Origin of the sequence: Azospirillum rugosum (assembly GCF_017876155.1) — a bacterium.
In the GTDB taxonomy this organism is placed as follows: Bacteria; Pseudomonadota; Alphaproteobacteria; order Azospirillales; family Azospirillaceae; genus Azospirillum; species Azospirillum rugosum.
Map to the genome: position 1 here is coordinate 1 of NZ_JAGINP010000045.1, position 18,522 is coordinate 18,522.

The 18,522-nt window shown below is 69.2% G+C and carries 21 protein-coding genes and 1 rRNA gene; 7 read left to right on the top strand and 15 right to left on the bottom strand.

The window, feature by feature from the left end; translation table 11 throughout:
* The 3 genes from J2851_RS34710 to J2851_RS34720 form a co-directional block, all read right to left on the bottom strand.
* Positions 1–85 (bottom strand): 16S ribosomal RNA (locus J2851_RS34710); the annotation flags it as partial.
* Positions 86–592: 507 nt separating this feature from the next.
* Positions 593–1,327 (bottom strand): proteasome-type protease, encoded by a 735-nt coding sequence (locus J2851_RS34715; RefSeq protein WP_209773700.1) that lies wholly within the window; start codon positions 1,325–1,327, stop codon positions 593–595.
* A gap of 123 nt (positions 1,328–1,450) precedes the next feature.
* Entirely contained in the window at positions 1,451–1,678 is a 228-nt protein-coding gene (locus J2851_RS34720) for a hypothetical protein (RefSeq protein ID WP_209773702.1), read from the bottom strand.
* Positions 1,679–2,068: 390 nt separating this feature from the next.
* Between J2851_RS34720 and J2851_RS34725 the strand changes: the two genes are divergently transcribed.
* Positions 2,069–3,052, top strand: coding sequence for a transglycosylase SLT domain-containing protein (locus J2851_RS34725; protein ID WP_209773714.1), 984 nt, complete (start codon positions 2,069–2,071; stop codon positions 3,050–3,052).
* 92 nt (positions 3,053–3,144) lie between these two features.
* On the opposite strand, the gene J2851_RS34730 is transcribed toward J2851_RS34725, so the two are convergent.
* Positions 3,145–3,522: a hypothetical protein gene (locus J2851_RS34730; RefSeq protein WP_209773716.1), complete on the bottom strand. Its 378-nt coding sequence runs from the start codon at positions 3,520–3,522 to the stop codon at positions 3,145–3,147.
* A gap of 246 nt (positions 3,523–3,768) precedes the next feature.
* Between J2851_RS34730 and J2851_RS34735 the strand changes: the two genes are divergently transcribed.
* From J2851_RS34735 to J2851_RS34750, 4 genes are all read left to right on the top strand, one after another.
* Positions 3,769–4,230, top strand: a complete 462-nt coding sequence (locus tag J2851_RS34735) for a MarR family winged helix-turn-helix transcriptional regulator (protein ID WP_209773719.1) — start codon at positions 3,769–3,771, stop codon at positions 4,228–4,230.
* Between the two features lie 25 nt (positions 4,231–4,255).
* Positions 4,256–4,657, top strand: coding sequence for a DUF1398 family protein (locus tag J2851_RS34740; RefSeq protein ID WP_209773722.1), 402 nt, complete (start codon positions 4,256–4,258; stop codon positions 4,655–4,657).
* A gap of 275 nt (positions 4,658–4,932) precedes the next feature.
* On the top strand, positions 4,933–5,232 hold the full coding sequence (locus J2851_RS34745; protein WP_209773725.1) for a hypothetical protein: 300 nt from the start codon (positions 4,933–4,935) through the stop codon (positions 5,230–5,232).
* A gap of 135 nt (positions 5,233–5,367) precedes the next feature.
* Positions 5,368–5,745 (top strand): GerW family sporulation protein, encoded by a 378-nt coding sequence (locus J2851_RS34750; RefSeq protein ID WP_209773727.1) that lies wholly within the window; start codon positions 5,368–5,370, stop codon positions 5,743–5,745.
* 18 nt (positions 5,746–5,763) lie between these two features.
* Here the strand turns inward: J2851_RS34750 and J2851_RS34755 are convergent, their stop codons facing one another.
* The 11 genes from J2851_RS34755 to J2851_RS34805 all read right to left on the bottom strand — a co-directional run bounded on the left by J2851_RS34755 (position 5,764) and on the right by J2851_RS34805 (position 16,343).
* Positions 5,764–7,869 carry an ATP-binding protein gene (locus J2851_RS34755; RefSeq protein WP_209773737.1) on the bottom strand — a complete coding sequence of 702 codons (2,106 nt, stop codon included), beginning with the start codon at positions 7,867–7,869 and terminating at the stop codon, positions 5,764–5,766.
* A 3-nt stretch (positions 7,870–7,872) separates the two neighbouring features.
* Positions 7,873–8,940 (bottom strand): TRAP transporter substrate-binding protein, encoded by a 1,068-nt coding sequence (locus J2851_RS34760; protein ID WP_209773739.1) that lies wholly within the window; start codon positions 8,938–8,940, stop codon positions 7,873–7,875.
* Positions 8,941–9,080: 140 nt separating this feature from the next.
* A complete protein-coding gene (locus J2851_RS34765; RefSeq protein WP_209773744.1) occupies positions 9,081–9,632 on the bottom strand; it encodes a hypothetical protein in 552 nt (183 codons plus the stop codon).
* 116 nt (positions 9,633–9,748) lie between these two features.
* Positions 9,749–10,834, bottom strand: coding sequence for a flagellar biosynthesis protein FlhB (gene flhB / locus J2851_RS34770; RefSeq protein WP_209773747.1), 1,086 nt, complete (start codon positions 10,832–10,834; stop codon positions 9,749–9,751).
* 195 nt (positions 10,835–11,029) lie between these two features.
* A complete protein-coding gene (locus tag J2851_RS34775) occupies positions 11,030–11,788 on the bottom strand; it encodes a flagellar biosynthetic protein FliR (protein WP_209773750.1) in 759 nt (252 codons plus the stop codon).
* Between the two features lie 2 nt (positions 11,789–11,790).
* Positions 11,791–13,881 carry a flagellar biosynthesis protein FlhA gene (gene flhA / locus J2851_RS34780; RefSeq protein ID WP_209773753.1) on the bottom strand — a complete coding sequence of 697 codons (2,091 nt, stop codon included), beginning with the start codon at positions 13,879–13,881 and terminating at the stop codon, positions 11,791–11,793.
* Between the two features lie 71 nt (positions 13,882–13,952).
* The gene (locus J2851_RS34785; RefSeq protein ID WP_209773756.1) at positions 13,953–14,714 is read right to left on the bottom strand and encodes a lysozyme family protein; all 762 of its coding nucleotides are present in this window, start codon (positions 14,712–14,714) and stop codon (positions 13,953–13,955) included.
* Positions 14,715–14,719: 5 nt separating this feature from the next.
* On the bottom strand, positions 14,720–14,986 hold the full coding sequence (fliQ, locus tag J2851_RS34790; protein ID WP_209773759.1) for a flagellar biosynthesis protein FliQ: 267 nt from the start codon (positions 14,984–14,986) through the stop codon (positions 14,720–14,722).
* A gap of 141 nt (positions 14,987–15,127) precedes the next feature.
* Positions 15,128–15,472: a flagellar hook-basal body complex protein FliE gene (fliE, locus tag J2851_RS34795; RefSeq protein WP_209773762.1), complete on the bottom strand. Its 345-nt coding sequence runs from the start codon at positions 15,470–15,472 to the stop codon at positions 15,128–15,130.
* 11 nt (positions 15,473–15,483) lie between these two features.
* Positions 15,484–15,915 (bottom strand): flagellar basal body rod protein FlgC, encoded by a 432-nt coding sequence (gene flgC / locus J2851_RS34800; protein WP_209773769.1) that lies wholly within the window; start codon positions 15,913–15,915, stop codon positions 15,484–15,486.
* Between the two features lie 17 nt (positions 15,916–15,932).
* Positions 15,933–16,343: a flagellar basal body rod protein FlgB gene (locus J2851_RS34805; RefSeq protein ID WP_209773771.1), complete on the bottom strand. Its 411-nt coding sequence runs from the start codon at positions 16,341–16,343 to the stop codon at positions 15,933–15,935.
* A gap of 112 nt (positions 16,344–16,455) precedes the next feature.
* Here J2851_RS34805 and fliI point away from each other — a divergent pair, with 112 nt between their 5' ends.
* On the top strand, positions 16,456–17,793 hold the full coding sequence (gene fliI, locus J2851_RS34810; protein WP_209773780.1) for a flagellar protein export ATPase FliI: 1,338 nt from the start codon (positions 16,456–16,458) through the stop codon (positions 17,791–17,793).
* The gene (locus tag J2851_RS34815) at positions 17,790–18,371 is read left to right on the top strand and encodes a hypothetical protein (protein WP_209773783.1); all 582 of its coding nucleotides are present in this window, start codon (positions 17,790–17,792) and stop codon (positions 18,369–18,371) included. The genes fliI and J2851_RS34815 overlap by 4 nt, the downstream gene beginning before the upstream one ends.
* Positions 18,372–18,522 lie beyond the last annotated feature (151 nt).

The window sequence follows — 18,522 nt, forward strand, 5'->3', positions numbered from 1 at the left end:
ACTGAGGCCGAAGCCTCCGTTCGACTTGCATGTGTTAGGCATGCCGCCAGCGTTCGTTCTGAGCCAGGATCAAACTCTCAGGTTCAAGATGGGCCGTCGATCCATGAAGGACCGGCCCACTTGATCAGGACCGCTCAAAGCGTTCCTACCCAAGCTTTCGAAACTGTACGTCTCATACTGCTTGACCAGGATGCTCCAGGCGATCCCGCGTTTGCCGATCCCATACCAGGAACCAGCCCGCGGACCACAACGGCTCATCACCGCCGCCTGCGCATCCCTTCTCACAACACGGTATCCACTTATCCAAGAACCCGCGGTCCCCTCAGGAACCGCTGCGGCGCCGGCGTCCGGCCCCGGAGGGCGACGCGGCGAGGCCGCCGTATCTAGAAGCTTCGACTTGCGCTGTCAAGCCTTTGTTTTCACGCTGGCTCGACGATACTTCGTCTTGTCTTCCGTTCCCCTTGGCTCGTCACCGCTTCGTCAGCAGCGCCGCGCCGGGGAGGCGTTGTATAGGCCGGTCGGCCAAACCGAGCAAGCGCTTTTTTCACCCTCCGTCGCTTTTCTTCGCAGGCCGCGCCCGTGGCCGGTCGGATCAGTCCTTCCATTCCGGATGGGGCAGCGACTGGAAGGCCTTGCGCAGCGCCTGGGACCAGTCCTCGCTGATTTTCCGGAAGCAGGGATCGTCCTCCCCGATGCGCCGGCGCAGTTCCGGACGCAAGGCGTCGCGGCGGTAGACGAGGAGGTCGAGCGGCAGCCCGACGCTGAGGTTCGAGCGCAAGGTGCTGTCCATCGAGATCAGGACGAGTTTCACCCCGTCCCAGATCCCGGTGTCGAACGTCAGGGCCCGATCGAGGATCGGCTTGCCGTATTTGTGCTCGCCGATTTGGAAAAAGGCCGTGTCGGGCGTGGCCTCGATGAAGTTTCCGGCCGAGTAGACATGGAACAGGCGCATCCGCCGCCCCCGGATCTGCCCACCAATCAGGATCGACAGGTCGAAGTCCACGCGCTGTTCCTTCAGCGCGGCACCATCGCGCTTCCAGACCTTCCGGACGGCCGCGCCGACGAGTTGTGCTGCCTGGAACATGCTGGAGACCGTCAGGATGGTGAGGGTTTCGCCGTCGACCTCCACCCCTTCCTGGATCAAGGCCACCACCGACTGCGTCAGCGCCAGGTTGCCGGCGGTGAGAAGGGCGACCATGCGTTCGCCCGGTTCGCCGAACACATGCATCTTGCCAAAGGTCGAGATGTGGTCGACGCCGGCGCTGGTGCGCATGTCCGACAGCATCACCAGCCCGTCCTTCAGATACAGGGCGACGCAGTACGTCATGGCCGTTCATCCTGAGTCCCGGGCCGAATCCCCACGCAGAAGAGGCGGTCGAAGGACCGCCTCAGGTTGCGTGCCATCGGGGGACGCGAAGGAGCGCTCCGCGCCCGTCCCGCGGGTGGGTCGTCAACGATTCTGCTTGTTCTGCTGGTCCTGATCGTCGTCGGTGTTCATGTCCTGGTTCTGCCGCCGCTGGCCCTGCTGCGCGCGATTGGCGTCGGTCTGCTGAGACTGTTGGCCGAGGTTCTGATCAGTCTGCCCCTGCTGCCGTGTCTGGGGGTTCTGCTGGGCCTGCTGGCCGCTCTTCTGATCGTCCTGGCTCCCCATTTGATTCTGGTTCCGGTCGTCAGCCATTGCAAATTCCTCCAAAGGTTGGCCACGGCGACCGAAGAGGGCACCGCGTGCCGAGCGCGGCAATAGTACGTCATGCGGACAGTTTGTATGTATGTCAAAGCGCCCGCACCCCCTTTTTGCGGAGAAGGAGAAGGGCGCCGGGCGCGCACGACCTTTGGGCGCGGCGCCGCATCCGGCAGCGCAGGGTCTTCCATTGGCGCTTCTCTTCGATGAGCGGGGCATTTATCTTGCCTTGTATAAACCCCACGCCGAATCGGGTGAATCGCGCCGCGGTCACTTTCCGCATCGGAGAGCCATTGGTCACAGACTCGCCCATTCAGGAATCGGTCGGAATGTGCAATCTTGCCGCTCTCGTCATCCAACGGATCGTCATCGAAAGTGGGCGGCACTGTGCGTTGCAGAAAATCCTTTGCGGCTGCGGTCATCCTGTCCGGCCTTCTCGCCGCGTGCGCCAGTGATCCGTCTTCGTCCTCGCGGGATCCCAACATCGACGCCCACATCGCCGAGGCCTCCCGCCGCTTCGGCATGCCGGAGCAGTGGGTCCGCGAGGTCATCCGCCAGGAAAGCGGCGGGCGCACGATGCTGAACGGCAAGCCGATCGTCAGCCACGCCGGCGCCATGGGCCTGATGCAGGTGATGCCCGTCACCTACGCGGAGATGCGGCGCAAGCACGGGCTCGGTCCCGATCCCTACAACCCGCGCGACAACATCCTGGCCGGCACCGCGTATCTGCGCGAGATGTACGACCTGTTCGGGTCACCGGGCTTCCTCGGCGCCTACAATTGCGGGCCGGGCTGCTACGCCGACTATCTGTCCGGGAACCGCCGCCTGCCGGGGGAGACCAAGCGCTACATCGCCTCCGTCGCGCCGCGGCTGGACGGCGGCAGCGGACCGGGCGCGGTCGAGGTCGCCGCGCTGCCGGTGGAACCGCCGATCGTCCAGACGCCCACGCCGACCCCGGTCATCACGCCGGCTCCGATCGTCACCTCCGCGCCGATTCCGCCTGTGCCGGTCTCAGAGCCGGCCCGGCTTCCGACAGCGCCCGCCCGCTCCGCGCCGATCGCCACGCCCCTGCCCGCCCCCATTCCCCAGGCACCGGTCACGGTCGCGCGGGCGTCCATGGGCGGCGGCTGGACCGTCCAGCTGGGCGCCTTCCGGTCCGCGGCCGACAGCAACCGGATCATTGAGAAGGCGCGCCGGGCGTCCCCGTCCACGCTGTCCCGCACGGAACGCGTTGTGCAGGCGGTCGACACCCAGAACGGCCCGCTGTACCGCGCGCGCCTGACCGGCCTGTCGCAGCAGGACGCGGCGCAAAGCTGCGCCAGCCTGAGCGGTCAGGGCCTGGCCTGCTTCGTGGTGCCCCCAGGCGCATGACCGTCATGACGGGCGCCTGATCGGCGCCCCCGGTCAGCGGCTCGGAAAGGCGCCGGCTTTTCGGTCGGGTTTTCGGCCGACCTTTCGGAAGGTCAGATGTCCAGCGGAAGGCTGTCGAGGTCGAGCCCGAGGCGGCGGAGGATCTCGGACGCCGTGCTCAGGTTCGTCTCGTATTTCCAGGACTGGTTGCTCGGCCGGAATTCGTTGATGTTCGGCCGCCCGTTGGCAAAGCGGTAGGGCTGCACGCTGTACCAGCGCGCGTCGCTGAGGCCGATCCCGTGTTCCGCCGCATAGGCTTCGGCAACCTGCGGCCAGCGGTTGCCGCCGGGCTGCGACGGCTGGTCGCTGTCCAGGAACGCGACGATACGAACCCCGTTCAGGTCGAAGTCCACAAACGGCTTCACTCCGGTCTCCGCGGCTTGGCCACCGTTCGACGCGGCCGAATGCGGCGGCACTGAGACGTTTTCCATGTTCTACGCTCCGATTTGCCTACCAGCGTATAGGGAGAGTGCCTACGGAACCAGAGGCAAAATGCTCCAGCACGCGGCTTTGGTATACAAATTGGCCGAGGGATGGGAATCAGCCGGCGGAGCACGACGGTCCCCCGGTCCGGCCACGGTTTCCCATCGGGACAGGGGCGGGGTGCGATCCTGCGGAACAGTTGACTAGGAAACCGATACCCGATAGTTTCCTAGTCAACTGATCAAGGGGCCACAGTGACGGACGGCAACGGGGTCTCCCCTCTCGACGCGCATCTCGGCTATTGGCTGCGCTTCGTCTCGAACCAAGTGTCGCACGCCTTTGCCACGAAGCTCGCGGCGCGCGGCGTCACCGTCGCCGAATGGGTCGTGCTGCGCGATCTGTTCGAGCGGGACGCGATGGCGCCGAGCGCGCTGGCCGAACGGCTCGGCATGACGCGGGGGGCCATTTCTAAGCTGGCCGACCGGCTCGCGGCCAAGAGGTTGATCACGCAGGCCCCCGATCCGGACGACCGGCGCTACCAGACCCTGGCGCTCACCCCGGCCGGCCGGGCGCTGGTGCCCGAGTTGTCGGCGCTGGCCGACCGCAACGACGCGGAGTTCTTCGGCCATCTCGCCCCCAGCGAACGGGCGGTGATCGAGGAGGCCATGAAGGGGATCGTCCGGCGGCTTGGGCTGCGCTCCATCCCCATCGAATGACCCGGTCCAATACAGGGAAACCATTATGAATGACGACGTGAAGGCCGTACTCCAGGACTGCACCAGCGCTTCCAACGAGGAGCGCGTCACCTTCCCGGAGGTCGTCGCGGCGCTGGCCGCGGTCGGGGTGGAGCGCTACCACACCGACCTCGTGCGTGGCGAGACGACTTATTACCTCCCCGGCGGCGAGTCCGAGCGGGTTCCCGGCAAGCCGGCGACCAGGCATCCGGCGGCCGCTTTTTCGGCGGCCGGCGTGGCCGACGCCGTCCGCGCCATCCAAGCCGGCACCATCCGCTACCGTGAATTCTGCGAGCGGGTGATGCAGGCCGGCTGCGTCGGCTGGATGACCTTCCTGGCCGGGAAGCGGGTCGTCTATTACGGCCGCACCGGCGACAGCCACGTCGAATGGTTCCCCGGCGCGCGGTAGGAGCACGACATCCGCCCGAGTCGCACCCCAAAACCAAGGACATCTCCCGTCAAGATATCACACCTGATAATGGAACACACACCAGAGAACTCCCAACGCTGCACCACCCAGCCCCCGTGTATACCAACGTATTCATAACAAGCACCCCATTTGACGGCTCGTCGTTATCTTTCAGACTATGGCTTCCGCAGAAGTCTTTCCAATGCCGAACGGCCGGATCAACGGCCTTTCGGTGCGGAATTCTGCGACCAATCCATACCGAAGGAAATGCTGACATGGCGCAGAGCAACGGCCTCTACACCACTCCGGCCTACATCTGGAACGTCTCGATCAACGATGCCCAGGGCAACCAAGTGGGCATTGCCGGCAGCGCGAACTACAGCGGCGGGACGGGCGGCACCAACTTCCAGCTGTTCGCCTCCACGGCCCCCCTGACGTCCGGCCAGAGCTACATCATCTCCGGCTACAAGGTCCCCAACAACGCCCACGTCGAATTCCCGGCCGCGACCGTCAAGGAAACCGTCGGCGCGATCATCTATCTCTCCACCACCGGTTGGGAAGTGATTCCCGGCTGACGCGTCGAAGGTCCGGCGCCGCCCCGTGCGGCACCGGGCCGGTCGCCGCGATCGGCGCAAACATCCGCAAGGTTGTCCCCTTCACAGGATTGTCGCGCACAGCTATCGTCTTGCGGCGCAACACTGGGCATTCCGATGAACATCCTCAACCCATTCGTGCCCGATCCGGCGAACACGCTGATGGTCACGATCGCCAACGAGTTCGAACAGATCCTGGAGAAGGGGGCCGTAGGCACGCCCGTTCAGGTCGGCGACTACACCATGGTCCCGCTGCTGATCACCACCTTCGGGATCGGCGTCGGCGGCGGGTCGATGCTGGGCGAGCCGGTCGGCGGCGGTGGCGGCGGTGGCGTCATCCCCTGCGCCGTGCTGATCTTCGGTCCCAACGGCGTCGAGCTGAAGACCCTGTCGAACGACATGACGACGCAGGCGTCGGATTCCGTCGTCCGGCTGGTCCGGGAGGCGACGGCGCGCCAGTCGAAAAGCCGCGTGAAGGAACCGGAACCGGCGTAAAGGCCCGGCGCAAGGACCTCAGGCCACCTCGTCGGCGGGGCTTGCCGCGCAGCGCACCGCCGGCAGGATGACGACCGCGATCGTCCCGACCCCGGGGGCGCTGGTGATCTCCAGCTGACCGTCGTGCATCTTCATGATCGCCCGGCTGATCGGCAGGCCCAGCCCGGTCCCGCCACGCTGGCGGGACGCGGTCCCGTCCACCTGATAGAAAGGCTGGAAGATGTTCGGCAGGTGCTCCGGCGCGATGCCGACCCCGTTGTCGATGACCGTCACCTGCAACCCGCCGGCCTCGGCGCGGACCACGGCCACATCCACCGTGCCGCCGCGGCCCGTGAACTTGATGGCGTTGGAGACGAGGTTCAGCACCACCTGGCGGAGCAGGCGCTCGTCGCCCAGGACGGGCAGCGGCTCCTCCGGGATCATGACGCGCAGCAACACGCCGGCCGCCCGCGCCTGCTCCCGCAGCATGTTCCCGGCCGCGCCGACCAGCCGCCTCAGGTCGCACACGCTCTCGTGCAGGATCATGGCGCCGGCGTCGAGCTTGGACATGTCCAGCACGTCGTTGATGATCGCCAGCAGATGCTCCCCGCTCAGGCGGATGTCGCGGGCGTAGTCGATGCGGACCGCCTCGGGCACGGCGCCGTTGCGTTCCAGCACCTCGGCAAAGCCGATGATGGCGTTGAGCGGCGTGCGCAGCTCGTGGCTCATGTTCGACAGGAACTCGGACTTCATCCGGTTGGCGCGCTCCGCCGTGTCCCGGGCGGCGCGCAGATGCTCCTCCGCCCGCTTGGCCGCGGTGACGTCGCGGTGCACGCTGACGATGCCGCCGTCGGGCATTTCGGCCTGCGTGCTCTGAACGGTGAGGCCGGACGGGAAGGTCTGCTCGAACGACTCCGACCCCTCATGGGCGCGCCGCCGCCACTCTGCCCAGGCCTCCCGCTCGGCGCCGGTGCCGGCCGGCAGGACGACCGCGGCGGCGTGCCGCGCCAGCCGTTCGAAGGGCGTGCCGGGGACGGCGACGTCGCGCAGGTGCGGGAAAATCTCCACATAGCGGCGGTTGGTCAGCACCAGGGTCCAGTTGGCATCGTAGACGGCCAGCCCCTCGCTCATGGAATCCAGCGCCTGGTCGAGCAGGCGCTTGGACCAGCGCAGGCTCGCCGCGGCGCGGTCGCGCGCCCGCAGGTAGAGGACCGCCCCCACGGCCAGCAGGACCACGACGGCGGCCAGCGCCGCGGAGGCGATCAGCACGACCCGGCGGGTCTCCCGCCAGTCGGCCAGCGCCTCCTCCTCGGTGAGCTGCGCGACCAGGATGAGACCTTCGTGCAGGGCGGGCGTGGCGGCGCCGATCACGCGCCGGCCGCTGACCCGGCCCTCCACGACGGCCCAGGGCCCACCGGGCGTGAGCCGGTCGGACACCGGTCCCAGGATCTGGCCGGTGTTCCGCGCGTCGTGCGGGTTGCTCATCAGCAGTTGCCCGTTCGTCCGCTCCAGCGACACCCGCAGGCCGGCCGTCGTCGTCTCGGGCAGAGCCAGCTGCGCGATGTTCGACAGGGGGATTTCCGCCACCACGACCACCGGCTCGTTCTTCCAGCGCCCGGCGCGCCCGACATAGAGCGACCATTCCCCGGTGAGCCGGTTGCGCAGCGGGTCGCCGACGATCAGTCCGCCATGGGGCAGTCCGCCATGGGGCAGCCCGCCGTGGAGCAGCCCGCCGTGGGGCAGCGCGTCGTCGGCCAGCAGGCTGCTCTTGAGGGCCGGCGGGTGCCGGCGCGTCGCCTCCAGCCCGGACGCGACGACCTGGCCGTCGGCCCCGACGATCATCAGCTCGCGGACCAGGAAATTCTGGTCGGACAGGTTGCGCAGCTTGCGGTTCGGCCCCGCGGGGTCGGCGCTTTCCGACGGGGCCACCAGGCTTTCCAGGCCGGACAGCAGCGCGTCCACCTGGAGGAAGCCGCGGTTGATGTTGGCGGCCGCCGTCCCCAGGGTGCGCTTCACCGTCTGGCCGGCCGTCGCCAGCGCCGCGGTCCGCGACTGCTCGACCAGCAGCCAGGTGGCCGCCCCCTGCGACGCGAGCAGGCAGACGGCGGTGACCGTGATGACGAGCAGCGAGCGCGGCGGTTTCATCGTCTACTCGCGCGGTGCCGGAATGGAGAGAAGCGGGCCGATGGACCGGTTCCACGCGTCCGCGCAGGCGTCGCCGCAACGCGCGAGCCAGCCCGGCAGGATCGCCGTGGCGATCAGCTCCGACCGCCGCCCGATGTCGTCCGACGACAGCGGCACGCGCGTCATCCGCCCCGGGCGTCCGACGGTGCAGGGAACCATGCCCGCGTTGCAGGCCTGCCCCTCCGCGGTTTCCTGTTCGGCGCCCTCCCAGATCTCGGCTTCCAGGCCGGCCACTTCACGCCGCAGCAGTTCCCGCACCGGCGGCGCCAGCGCCCGCCACGCGTCGCCGTTCGCCGCGAACAGGGAAATGCCCCAGCTGATCGCCATGTCGTGGACATGGCTGGTCACCTCGTGCAGGCCGATGCTGTTGCCGGACAGGGTGCCGGTGATGGCGCAGTCGACGACGTTGCGCCGGACCGCCGACACGATGTCGGCGAAGGGGGTGACCACCGGAATGCCGCCGAGCGCCTCCACCAGTTCCGCCTGCGACACGCCGGAGGTGCGGACGCGTCGCCCCCGCAGGTCGCCCAGGCTCCGGAAGGCCTGGCGGCAGTAGAGCACCTGTGCCGGGTAGGCGTAGACCGCCAGCAGCTCCAGCCCGTACCGATCGTGCAGGAAGCGCTGCACCTGCGGGCGGTAGGAAGTCACGACGCGGCGCAGGGTGGCGAAGTCGGGGCTGACCAGCGGCAGGTCCAGCGCGGCCAGCTCCGGATCCTCGGTCGACGCGCTGGGCAGCACCGTCCCGAAGGAAATGACGCCCAGGCTGAGAAGCCGCAGCATCTCCCGCCCCTGGATGCCGCTCTGGTCGAAGGGGGCGACCTCCGCCGTGACGCGCCCGCCGGACTTTTCCTTCAGGCGCAGGGTCCAGAAGGGCGATTCATAGCGGGTGTACTGGGCGATCCCGGCCAAGCCGCCGACGATCCGGAGGTGGGTGTGCGGCGGCGAGGGCGCCTCGTCCGACCGGGCCGGCGCCGGGCCGAGGACAGCCAAAGCCGTGCAAAGCGCCAAAAGATCGAACCCCAACCGCCGCATCACGCCCCATTCCGCACGAAGCCTCCACCACGGAGCACACCCGCCGAGCCGACCTCATTGGCACCCCAGCATGGTAAACTTTTCCTTTACGCCGCGGCAGCATTTGCACACCTGCGTATCGGGCGCGGTGGTGATCCGGCCTACCGTTTCGCGGCGGAGGTCAGCGCCCCCGCCTCCTCCAGGCGGAGGATGCAGGCGACGAGCGCGCGCTGGAAGGCGCGGTCCTCCGACGGCAGAGAGACACCCTGCCCCGTCGTCCAGAACTCGACGAAGGCCAGGGTCGCGTCGGCCGCGCCGGTCGGCCATTCGGTCGGCCACTCGATGGTGACGCCCAGCCCGATCTCCGCCGACTGACGGCGGCTGTCGGCGACGAGGATCCTGGCTTCCCAATGCATCCCGCCGCCGCGGCTCTCGGCGCGCTGGTGGCTCCACAGCCGCAGATAGTCGCGGAAGCTTTCCGACGCGCGGTCGAGCTGGACGTAGCTGCCACGGTCCACCACCGACGGGGCGAGCCGGATCGTGTAGCGCGCCTGGGACAGCGCCTGGGCGACCTCCGCGATCAGCCGGTCGATGGCCGCGAAGGTCCGGCGGACGGCGTCGGCCAGCGCGTTCGCCAGCGCGTCGCCCTTCAGGGCCGGCGCGTTGCCGCGGTCGGAGCGGTACATCTCGAACAGGTCGTCGGGATCGGTCATCGCCCGCTGCAACTTTTCGGGTTTCATCATCGCCGCGGCGCGCCGGAGCCGCCCGACCTTTTGTCTACAACCAAACCCATTGAAGAGACATTAAGCTTATTTCCGAACCATGCGCCTCACGCCTTTTGCGCGGTCCCTCCCTTCAGCCGCAGCACGTACATCATCACCTCCGCCACCGCCTGGTAGTGCTGGAGCGGAATGACCCCGTCCACTTCCGCCGACGCGTAGAGCGCGCGGGCGAGCGGCGGGTTCTCCACCACCGGCACGCCGTTCTCCTCCGCCACCGCGCGGATGCGCAGCGCCACGAGGTCGGCCCCCTTGGCGAGGCAGACCGGCGCCGGCATGCGGGCGCGGTCGTATTCCAGCGCCACCGCGAAGTGGGTCGGGTTGGCGATCACCACGGTCGCCCGCGGCACGTTGGCCATCATGCGGCGCTTCGACCGCTCCCGCCGGATGTCGCGCAGACGGGCCTTCAGGTGCGGGTCGCCCTCCGTCTGCTTGAACTCGTCCTTCAGTTCCTGGACGCTCATGCGCAGGCGCTTGCGCCATTCCAGCCGGTTCCACAGCACGTCCACGGCGGCCATGACCACCGTCGCCAGCAGGACGGCCAGCAACAGGCGGAGCGTCAGGTCCCGCAGCAGGTTGGGCAGCGCCGCAACGTCCATGCCCACGATCCCCTCCGTCCAGCTGATGTAGGGCGCCACCGCGAACCAGACGGCGCCGGCGATGACCGCCAGTTTCACGAGACTCTTCACGAACTCGACCAGGGCGACGCGGCCGAACAGGCGCTTCCACCCGCTGGCCGGCGACAGGTTCGACAGCTTCGGCCGGATGCGCTCGCCGGCCGCCACGAACGGCCCCTGCCCCAGCGCCGACGCCACCGCCCCGGCCACCAGCAGCCCGACCACCGGCAGCAGCGCCGCCGCCACCCCGCCGATCAGCCAGCGCAGGCTGTGCAGCACATCAAAGGGGCTGCCGTCGAGCCGGATGTCGTCCGGATTCTCGATCAGCGGCAGCAGCACCCCGGCGATGCCCGCGGCGGCGTGGGGCGCGGCCGCAGCGGCGATCAGCCAGGCCGCCGCCATGGTGGCGAACAGCCCGACGTCGCGCGCCCGCGGCACGTCGCCCCGCTCCATCGCCTCGCGCAGGCGCTTCTCGGTCGGCTCCTCGGTCTTCTGCTCGTCGTCCGGTCCGTCGGCCACGGTGGCCTCCTAGAAGGTCGTCGCGTTGGGGCCCCACCCTAACCCTCCCCCATCTTCGACGGGGGAGGGAACTCCGCCGCTTCCGTGCTCAACTCCTCCCCCCGTCGAAGATGGGGGGAGGTTGGGAGGGGGCCCAACGCGACCACTCTGCTCACACCCTCAACTCCCGCCCACCCAACCTACGCATTCCAGCCATCATGAGCCCCCCAGCCATCCACCCAGCGCGGCCAGGCACGCCGTCAGCATGGCGCCGGCCGACACCAGGAAGACGAGCATCCCCGCCCCCAGCATGGCCGGGGTGGCGACGAAATAGACGGGCATGGCCGGCATCACGCGGTTGACCAGCGCCAGCGCCAGGTTGGCGACCATCCCGAAGACCAGGAAGGGCGTTGCCAGCTCCACCCCCAGCCGGAAGGTCTGGGCGACCAGTTGCGCGAAGCGCCCGGCGATCATGCCGGCGTCGGGCAGCGCCGCCGCCGGCCAGCTGCCGTAGGAGCGCACCAGCGCGTCGATCATCAGGTAATGCAGGTCGGTGGCGAACAGCGTGGCCAGCCCGGCGATGCCCAGCGTGTTGGACAGGATCGTCCCGCCCTCGAACCCCGTGGCCTCCGACGAGAAGGGGCTGCTGAGCCCCACCGCCTGCGCGGCGATGCCGCCGGTCACCTGCAAGGCCGCGAGGAACAGCTTGGCCCCCAGCCCCAGGAAGGCGCCGACCACGGTTTCCGCGAACAGCTGTTCCAGCATCACCGCGGCATCAGACGGCAGGCGGTCCGGCAGGCCGGGTACTGTGGGGGACAGCGCCAGCGCCACGGGCAGCGCGATGCACAGCCGCACCCGCGGCGGGATCGCGAATTCTCCGAAGCCCGGAAGAAAGCCGAGCGCCGCGGCGACCCGCGCGAAGACCAGGAAGGCGCGGTAGACCTCCAGGCTCAGCAATTGGGCGAGCATGTCCATGGTTACACCTGGTCCACGGTCTTCACGGCCACCTTGCGGTGCAGCTCCGCGTGGCTGATGACCGGGGTCATGGGGCTGACCCGCTCCAGCAGGGAGCGCACGAAGGGCCGCACCTCCGCCCCCACCAGCAGCGCCGGCCAGACCTGCGGAGTGGCGTGCTTCTGGATGGTGATGCGCAGCGCGGTCAGGAACTCCTGCACCTGGGTCGGCGGCAGGGCGAAGCGGCGGTCCTCCCCGTCCGAGACGATGCCGGCGGCCAGCGCCTGCTCCCACCGCGGGGTCAGCACGATCACCGGCACGAAGCCGTCGGACGCGGTCAGCGACTGGCAAATCTGCTGGCCGAGCCGCGCGCGCACATGCTCCGTCACCAGGGTGATGTTGCGGGTCCAGTTCACCGCTTCGGCAATCGCCTCGACGATGGCCGGCAGGTTGCGGATGGACACGCGCTCCGCCAGCAGGGCCTGGAGCACGCGCTGCACGACCACCAGCGTGATGCGGCTGGGCACCATGTCGGAGATCAGCTTCTGGTACTCCCGCCCCAGCCCGTCCAGCAGCTTCTGCATGGCGGCGTAGGTCAGCAGCGCGGGCAGGTGGTCCTTGATGACCTCCGTCAGGTGGGTTGTGATGACGCTTTCCGGGTCCACCACCGTGTAGCCCTTCGCGATGGCCTCCTCGTGCCGCGACGGGTCGATCCAGCGGGCCTGGAGGTTGAAGGTCGGCTCCCGCGTCGCCTCGCCCGGCAGGTCGGGGGCGGCCCCGCCGGTGGGGTCGATGGCGAGCATCTGCTTCGGCCGCACCTCCCCGCTCGCCACCTCCACGCCCATGACGCTGATGACGTAGCCCTTGGGCGGCAGGAAGCTTGAGTCCTTGATGCGCACCGACGGCAGGATGAAGCCGAACTCCTTGGCGAAGCGCTTGCGCAGGGTCTTCACCTTGCCGGTCAGCGGGCCGTTCTTGTTGAGGATCAGCGGGACGAGGTGGTTGCCGACCTCCACCTTCACCTCGTCCACCTTCAGCATGTCCTCCACCGACTCCTCAGGGAGAGCGGCGGCGGTCTTGCGGCCCTCCAGCTTGGCGAGCGCGGCGCGCCGGACCTGCCCGCGCATGGCGTACCAGCCCGCCGCGCCGAAGCCGCCGCCGAGCAGCAGGAAGGGCCCCAGCGGCAGGCCCGGCGTCAGCGCCAGCGTGCCGAGCAGCCCGCCCGCCACCATCAGCGCCTTGGGATAGCCGCCGAGCTGCGTCAGCACCGCCTTGTCGGCCGAGCCGACGTTGCCGCCCTTGGTCACCAGCAGGCCGGCGGCCAGCGAGACGACCAGCGCCGGGATCTGCGTCGCCAGCCCGTCGCCGACGGTCAGGATGGTGTAGACGGACGCGGCACTCTCGAATGACATGCGCTGCTGCGCGATGCCGATGGCCATGCCGCCCAGCACGTTGATGCCGGTGATGACCAGCCCCGCCACCGCGTCGCCGCGCACGAACTTGGAGGCGCCGTCCATCGCGCCGAAGAAGGTGCTTTCGTCCTCCAGCTCCTTGCGGCGGCGGCGCGCCTCCGCCTCGTCGATCATGCCGGCGGACAGGTCGGCGTCGATGGCCATCTGCTTGCCGGGGATGGCGTCCAGCGTGAAACGGGCGCCGACCTCCGCGATGCGGGTGGCGCCCTTGGTGATGACGACGAAGTTGATAACGATCAGGATGGCGAAGATCACCACCCCGATCACGAAGTTGCCGCCCATGATGAACTGGCTGAAGCCCTCGATCACATGGCCGGCGGCGGACGGTCCGGTGTGCCCGTGGCTGAGGATCAGCCGGGTGGAGGCGATGTTCAACGCGAGCCGCAGCACCGTGACGACCAGCAGCACGGTCGGAAAGGCGGAGAAGTCCAGCGGCCGGGATATCCACAGCGACACCATCAGGATCAGCACGCTGACCGACAGCGACAGCGCCAGCCCGAGGTCGAGCAGCCAGGTCGGCACCGGCAGGAACAGCACGGCCAGCACCAGCACGATGGCCAGCGCGAACAGCACATCGCGGTTCGCCAAGCCGACGTCGCCGAGGCTGGTCATCCGGGTCCGGAAGGTGCCGGTGAAACTCATGAGGGCGGGCTCCGAAGGCGGGCTGGGTGCGTGCTTCCACGAAGGCTAACGCGCCGCGGTAAAACCCGCTTTTAAGGAGCGGTGGAGGGCAGCAGCGGCCGCACCGCGGCGTTGGCGTAAAGGCTGGACAGGAAGGACAGGCGCCCCAGCTCCGCCCGGCCCCAGCCCGCAACCACGCCCACGGGAACCGGCGCCTGCGGGCCGGCGGCCAGCGCCTTCAGGTATTCGAGCGCGCCGGCCACCCAGCGCATGTTCCCGGCCACGCGCTGGCGGTAGGCGGCCCCCCGCTCCGACTGGGCGGAGTGGTAGCGGGCGATGGCGTCGTCCAGCGTGCCGTGGGCGCGCTGCAACTCCCCCAGGAAACGGGCGGCGTAGCGCGCGTTGGCGCGCGGGTCGAAGGCGGTGGCGAGGTCCGGGAAGGCGTCCGGGTGCCATTTCAGGTTCACCTGGAGGCAGCCCACGTCGATGGAGCGCACGCCCCGCGCCTGCACCTCGCGCACGAAGGCGATGGCGTCGTCGCGTGTCGGGAAATAGCGCGACACCCCCTCCGTGTTGACGGTCCAGGGCCAGACGGTGAACAGCCGGTCGGCGGTCATCCGCCCGGCTTCCGTGAAGCCCATGGCGAGCAGCCGGTGGTCGGCGACCCCGGCCTCGCGCTCCGCGTCCAGGATGGCGCCAATGCAGGCGGCCTCCGGCGGCAGCGCCCGCACGGGCCGCAGCGCCGGGACGTAGAGCGCCGTCGACCAGGCGCCGATCTGGGCGGCGGGTCGCGCCTCCCCCGCCAAAGCCCCGCCGGCCAGCAGCAGCGCGCAAAGGCCAGAGGTCACGCGCATCATGGTCACCGCACTGACACAATCAGGCTGCTCAGCCGGTCGGCGTAGGTGGTCAGCGCGCCGTACATGAAGGGCAGCGCCAGCACCGTGGTGACCAGGATGGCGACGATCTTCGGCACGAAGGTCAGCGTCATCTCCTGCACCTGGGTCAGCGCCTGCACCAGCGAGATCGTGACGCCGACCAGCACGGCCACCACGAGAGGCGGTGCGGCGACCAGCAGCATCGTCCAGATGCCGCTGCGCAGAACTTCCAGGACATCGGCTTCGTTCATGGGGATGCTCCGGCGGGGCCCCCACCCTTCCCACTTCGTGGGCCCCTTCCCTCCCCCGCTTCGCAAGGGAGGGAGCTGTCCCCTCCCCTGCGAAGCGGGGGAGGGTTAGGGTGGGGGCAATACGTTGCGACGATGGGCGCGTCACACCGCCATGCGCATGACGTCCTGATACGCCTGCACCATGCGGTCGCGGATGGAGACGACCGTCTGCACCGTCATCTCCGCGGCGAGCACGGAGCGCACGACCTCGTGTGCGCTGGCCTTGCCGGCCACAGCGGCCAGCGACACGCGCTCCCCCTCCTTCAGCGTGTCCATGGCCTGGGAGGCCTGCCGGTCGAGGAAGGCGCCGAAGCTGGACTCCGTTGCCGGGGCCGGCGCCGCTTCCGCCACAGGCGAGGCGGCCGGTGCAGCAGCCGGGGTGGGCGAGGCAAGCGGCGCCCGATGCGCGGCGTAGGCCGCCGCAGCGCGGCCGATGGGTTCGATCATCGCTGTCCTCCTCAGCCGCGCAGCAGGTCGATCATGCGGCCCATCATGCTGCGGCTCTGTTCGATCACGTTGACGCTGGCCTCGAACGACCGGCTGGCCTCGCGCATGTCCATCATCTCGATCAGCGGCTGGACGTTCGGGCGCTTCACGTAGCCCTTGTCGTCCGCCGCCGGGTGCGAGGGGTCGAAGACCAGTTGGAAGTCGCTGCGGTCGCGGCCGATCTGCTTCACCTTCACCACCTCCGACCCGCTGGCGCGGTCCATGGCGGTGTCGAAGGAGATGGTCTTGCGGCGGTAGGGGTCGCCGCCCGCGGTGGCGGCGGTGCTGTCGGCGTTGGCGATGTTCTCCGCGATGACGCGCAGCCGCGTGCCCTGCGCCTGGAGGCCGGAACTGGCGATGCGCACCGTCGCGGCCAGGGGATCGGTCTGGGACAGAATGGTCATGGACGGCCCCTCCCCGGTCAGCCGTTGCCCACGCGCCAGGCGGCGCGCAGCATTTGCAGGTTGCGCTGGAAGACGCCGGCGGTCAGGGCGAAGGCGTCGCGCGTCTCGCTGCCCTTGTTCATCTCCTGCTCCAGCGAGACGGAGTTGCCGTCGGGCGTCGTCTCCCACTGGTCGGGCTTGCGCGCCTCCGGCACCGACCCGCCCGTGGTGAAGCCGGCGAGGTGCATGGCGGAGGTGCGCGCCGGCGCCACGCCTTGCGGTCCGGCCTGTTGACCGCGCATCAGCTCGTCGAAGGGCTTCAGGTCCTTGGCCCGGTAGTCCGGCGTGTTCGCGTTGACGACGTTGGCGGCGATCAGCTTTTGCCGCTCCGCCAAGTAATCGAGGCGCGCGCCGGCCAGCCGAAACACCGAAATATTGCTAAAATCCATTCCATTGCCCCTCAGCAGAGACAAGCGGAAGATGATCTTGCCGGTTTAAAACCGGATTTAAATTCCCCGCGCTACTCTCCGCCCGTTCCAACGCGGTGGAGTTGCCCTGGGCATGCGCGTCCTCTCGAACCTTCTGGCCGACATCGAGCGGTTGCCGACGCGCTCCTGGCGTGGGGAGATTCGCAGCGCGGCCGGCATGACGCTGGAGGTGGACGGCTTGCAGCGCGTGCTGGCGGTCGGCGACAAGTGCTGGGCGGAGACGGTGCGCGGCCAGCGCCTGCTGTGCGAGACCATCGGCTTCCGCAATGGCCGGTCGCTGCTGATGGCCTTCGACCATCTGGACGGGGTGGCGGAGGGCTGCGCGGCGGTCACCGACGACACCGCCTTCACGCTGCGCCCCGGCCCCGGCTGGCTCGGCCGGGTGGTCAACGCGCTAGGGGAGCCGATGGACGGCCGGGGGCCGCTCGCCAGCGGCGACCACGCCCGCCCCCTGCGCGCCGCCCCGCCGCCGGCCTACGCACGGCGCCGGGTGGGGGCCAAGATGGACACGGGCGTGCGCGCCATCGACGTCTTCACCCCGATCTGCCGCGGCCAGCGCATGGGCGTCTTCGCCGGGTCGGGCGTCGGCAAGTCCACGCTGCTGTCGATGTTCGCCCGCCACGCCGGCGCCGACGCCATCGTGATCGGGCTGGTCGGGGAGCGCGGGCGCGAGGTGCAGGAGTTCATCCAGGACGATTTGGGCGCCGACGGGCTGGCCCGCTCCGTCGTCGTGGTCGCCACCTCCGACGAGCCGCCGCTGATGCGCCGGCAGGCCGCCCATCTCTGCATGACCGTGGCGGAGGAGCTGCGCGACCGCGGCCTCCACGTGCTGTGCCTGATCGACAGCGTCACCCGCTTCGCCATGGCCCAGCGAGAGATCGGCTTGGCCGCCGGGGAGCCGCCGACGACCAAGAGCTACCCGCCGAGCGTCTTCGCCGAACTGCCCAAGCTGCTGGAGCGCGCCGGCCCCGGGAGCAACGGTAAAGGCGACATCACGGGCATCTTCACGGTGCTCGTGGACGGCGACGACCACGACGAACCCATCGCCGACGCGGTGCGCGGAATCCTGGACGGCCATGTGGTGCTCGACCGCCGCATCGCGGAGCAGGGGCGCTACCCGGCGGTCAACATCCTGCGCAGCGTGTCGCGCCTGCTGCCCGGTTGCCACCGGCCGGAGGAGAACCACCTCCTCGGCCAAGCCCGGCGGCTGGCCGCCACCTACGACAACATGCGGGAGCTGGTGCGCATCGGCGCCTACAAGCCCGGCACCGACCCTGAGGTGGACGCCGCCGTCGCCCTGCACCCGGCCCTGGAGGATTTCCTGCGCCAGGGCAAGGATGACGCGACCCCATCGCTTGAGGCCTTCCGCCGCCTCGACCACGCCCTCACCCTGACCGGAGACCCGGCATGACGGACACCAGCCGCCTCGCCACCCAGGCGCTCGCCCCGACGACTCCGAAGGCGACACCGAAACCCGCAAAGGAGGCCGGCGTGGACCTGTCGCTGGACTTCGACGACATCGTGGACGCGCTGAACCCGTTGCAGCACCTGCCGGGCGTCTCGGCGGTCTACCGGCAGGCAACCGGGGACCACATCGGTCTGGCGGCGCGGCTGGCCGGCGACTTCCTCTACGGCGGGCCGATCGGGCTTGCCGGCGGGGCCGCCATGGCGATGTTCGAGGCGATCACCGGCGACAGCCCGGTCGGGCACATCGCGGCGCTGGTCGAGGAGGAGGATGCGGTCGCCTCCGCTGCAACGCCCGCTGCACAGCCGCACCCCTGGATGAAAGCACCGGGCGACGCGTCGCCGACACCCGCCCTGCCCTCCAAGGCCGCGCTGGCCGCTGCATTGGCCCAGGGAACACCGGCGGTTTCGGCCGATGCCGCGCCTGCCGCACCCGCCAAGGAACAGCCGGCGCCGCAACTGCTCGCCAAACTCTACGAAATGCAGGCCACCCAGCCGGCGGGAACGCGCTCCATTCACCTGTGATGGGGCGTGACGAGGGAGATGATTCACCACAGAGACACGGAGACACAGAGAGATTATTAGCAGGCTGCTGAAAAACGGGCTGATGCGGTGCCCTTGCCTCCGCTGAGGCTTGAAAATGGCGTTTCCAACGCCCGTTTTGGTCGGGATGGAG

Excerpts from the sequence above, each read along its gene's own strand:
- J2851_RS34715 (WP_209773700.1), bottom strand. The coding sequence starts at position 1,327 with ATGACGTACTGCGTCGCCCTGTATCTGAAGGACGGGCTGGTGATGCTG.
- J2851_RS34720 (WP_209773702.1), bottom strand. The coding sequence starts at position 1,678 with ATGGCTGACGACCGGAACCAGAATCAAATGGGGAGCCAGGACGATCAG.
- J2851_RS34730 (WP_209773716.1), bottom strand. The coding sequence starts at position 3,522 with ATGGAAAACGTCTCAGTGCCGCCGCATTCGGCCGCGTCGAACGGTGGC.
- J2851_RS34740 (WP_209773722.1), top strand. The coding sequence starts at position 4,256 with ATGAATGACGACGTGAAGGCCGTACTCCAGGACTGCACCAGCGCTTCC.
- J2851_RS34745 (WP_209773725.1), top strand. The coding sequence starts at position 4,933 with ATGGCGCAGAGCAACGGCCTCTACACCACTCCGGCCTACATCTGGAAC.
- J2851_RS34750 (WP_209773727.1), top strand. The coding sequence starts at position 5,368 with ATGAACATCCTCAACCCATTCGTGCCCGATCCGGCGAACACGCTGATG.
- J2851_RS34755 (WP_209773737.1), bottom strand. The coding sequence starts at position 7,869 with ATGAAACCGCCGCGCTCGCTGCTCGTCATCACGGTCACCGCCGTCTGC.
- J2851_RS34760 (WP_209773739.1), bottom strand. The coding sequence starts at position 8,940 with ATGCGGCGGTTGGGGTTCGATCTTTTGGCGCTTTGCACGGCTTTGGCT.
- J2851_RS34765 (WP_209773744.1), bottom strand. The coding sequence starts at position 9,632 with ATGACCGATCCCGACGACCTGTTCGAGATGTACCGCTCCGACCGCGGC.
- J2851_RS34775 (WP_209773750.1), bottom strand. The coding sequence starts at position 11,788 with ATGGACATGCTCGCCCAATTGCTGAGCCTGGAGGTCTACCGCGCCTTC.
- flhA (WP_209773753.1), bottom strand. The coding sequence starts at position 13,881 with ATGAGTTTCACCGGCACCTTCCGGACCCGGATGACCAGCCTCGGCGAC.
- J2851_RS34785 (WP_209773756.1), bottom strand. The coding sequence starts at position 14,714 with ATGCGCGTGACCTCTGGCCTTTGCGCGCTGCTGCTGGCCGGCGGGGCT.
- fliQ (WP_209773759.1), bottom strand. The coding sequence starts at position 14,986 with ATGAACGAAGCCGATGTCCTGGAAGTTCTGCGCAGCGGCATCTGGACG.
- fliE (WP_209773762.1), bottom strand. The coding sequence starts at position 15,472 with ATGATCGAACCCATCGGCCGCGCTGCGGCGGCCTACGCCGCGCATCGG.
- flgC (WP_209773769.1), bottom strand. The coding sequence starts at position 15,915 with ATGACCATTCTGTCCCAGACCGATCCCCTGGCCGCGACGGTGCGCATC.
- J2851_RS34805 (WP_209773771.1), bottom strand. The coding sequence starts at position 16,343 with ATGGATTTTAGCAATATTTCGGTGTTTCGGCTGGCCGGCGCGCGCCTC.
- fliI (WP_209773780.1), top strand. The coding sequence starts at position 16,456 with ATGCGCGTCCTCTCGAACCTTCTGGCCGACATCGAGCGGTTGCCGACG.
- J2851_RS34815 (WP_209773783.1), top strand. The coding sequence starts at position 17,790 with ATGACGGACACCAGCCGCCTCGCCACCCAGGCGCTCGCCCCGACGACT.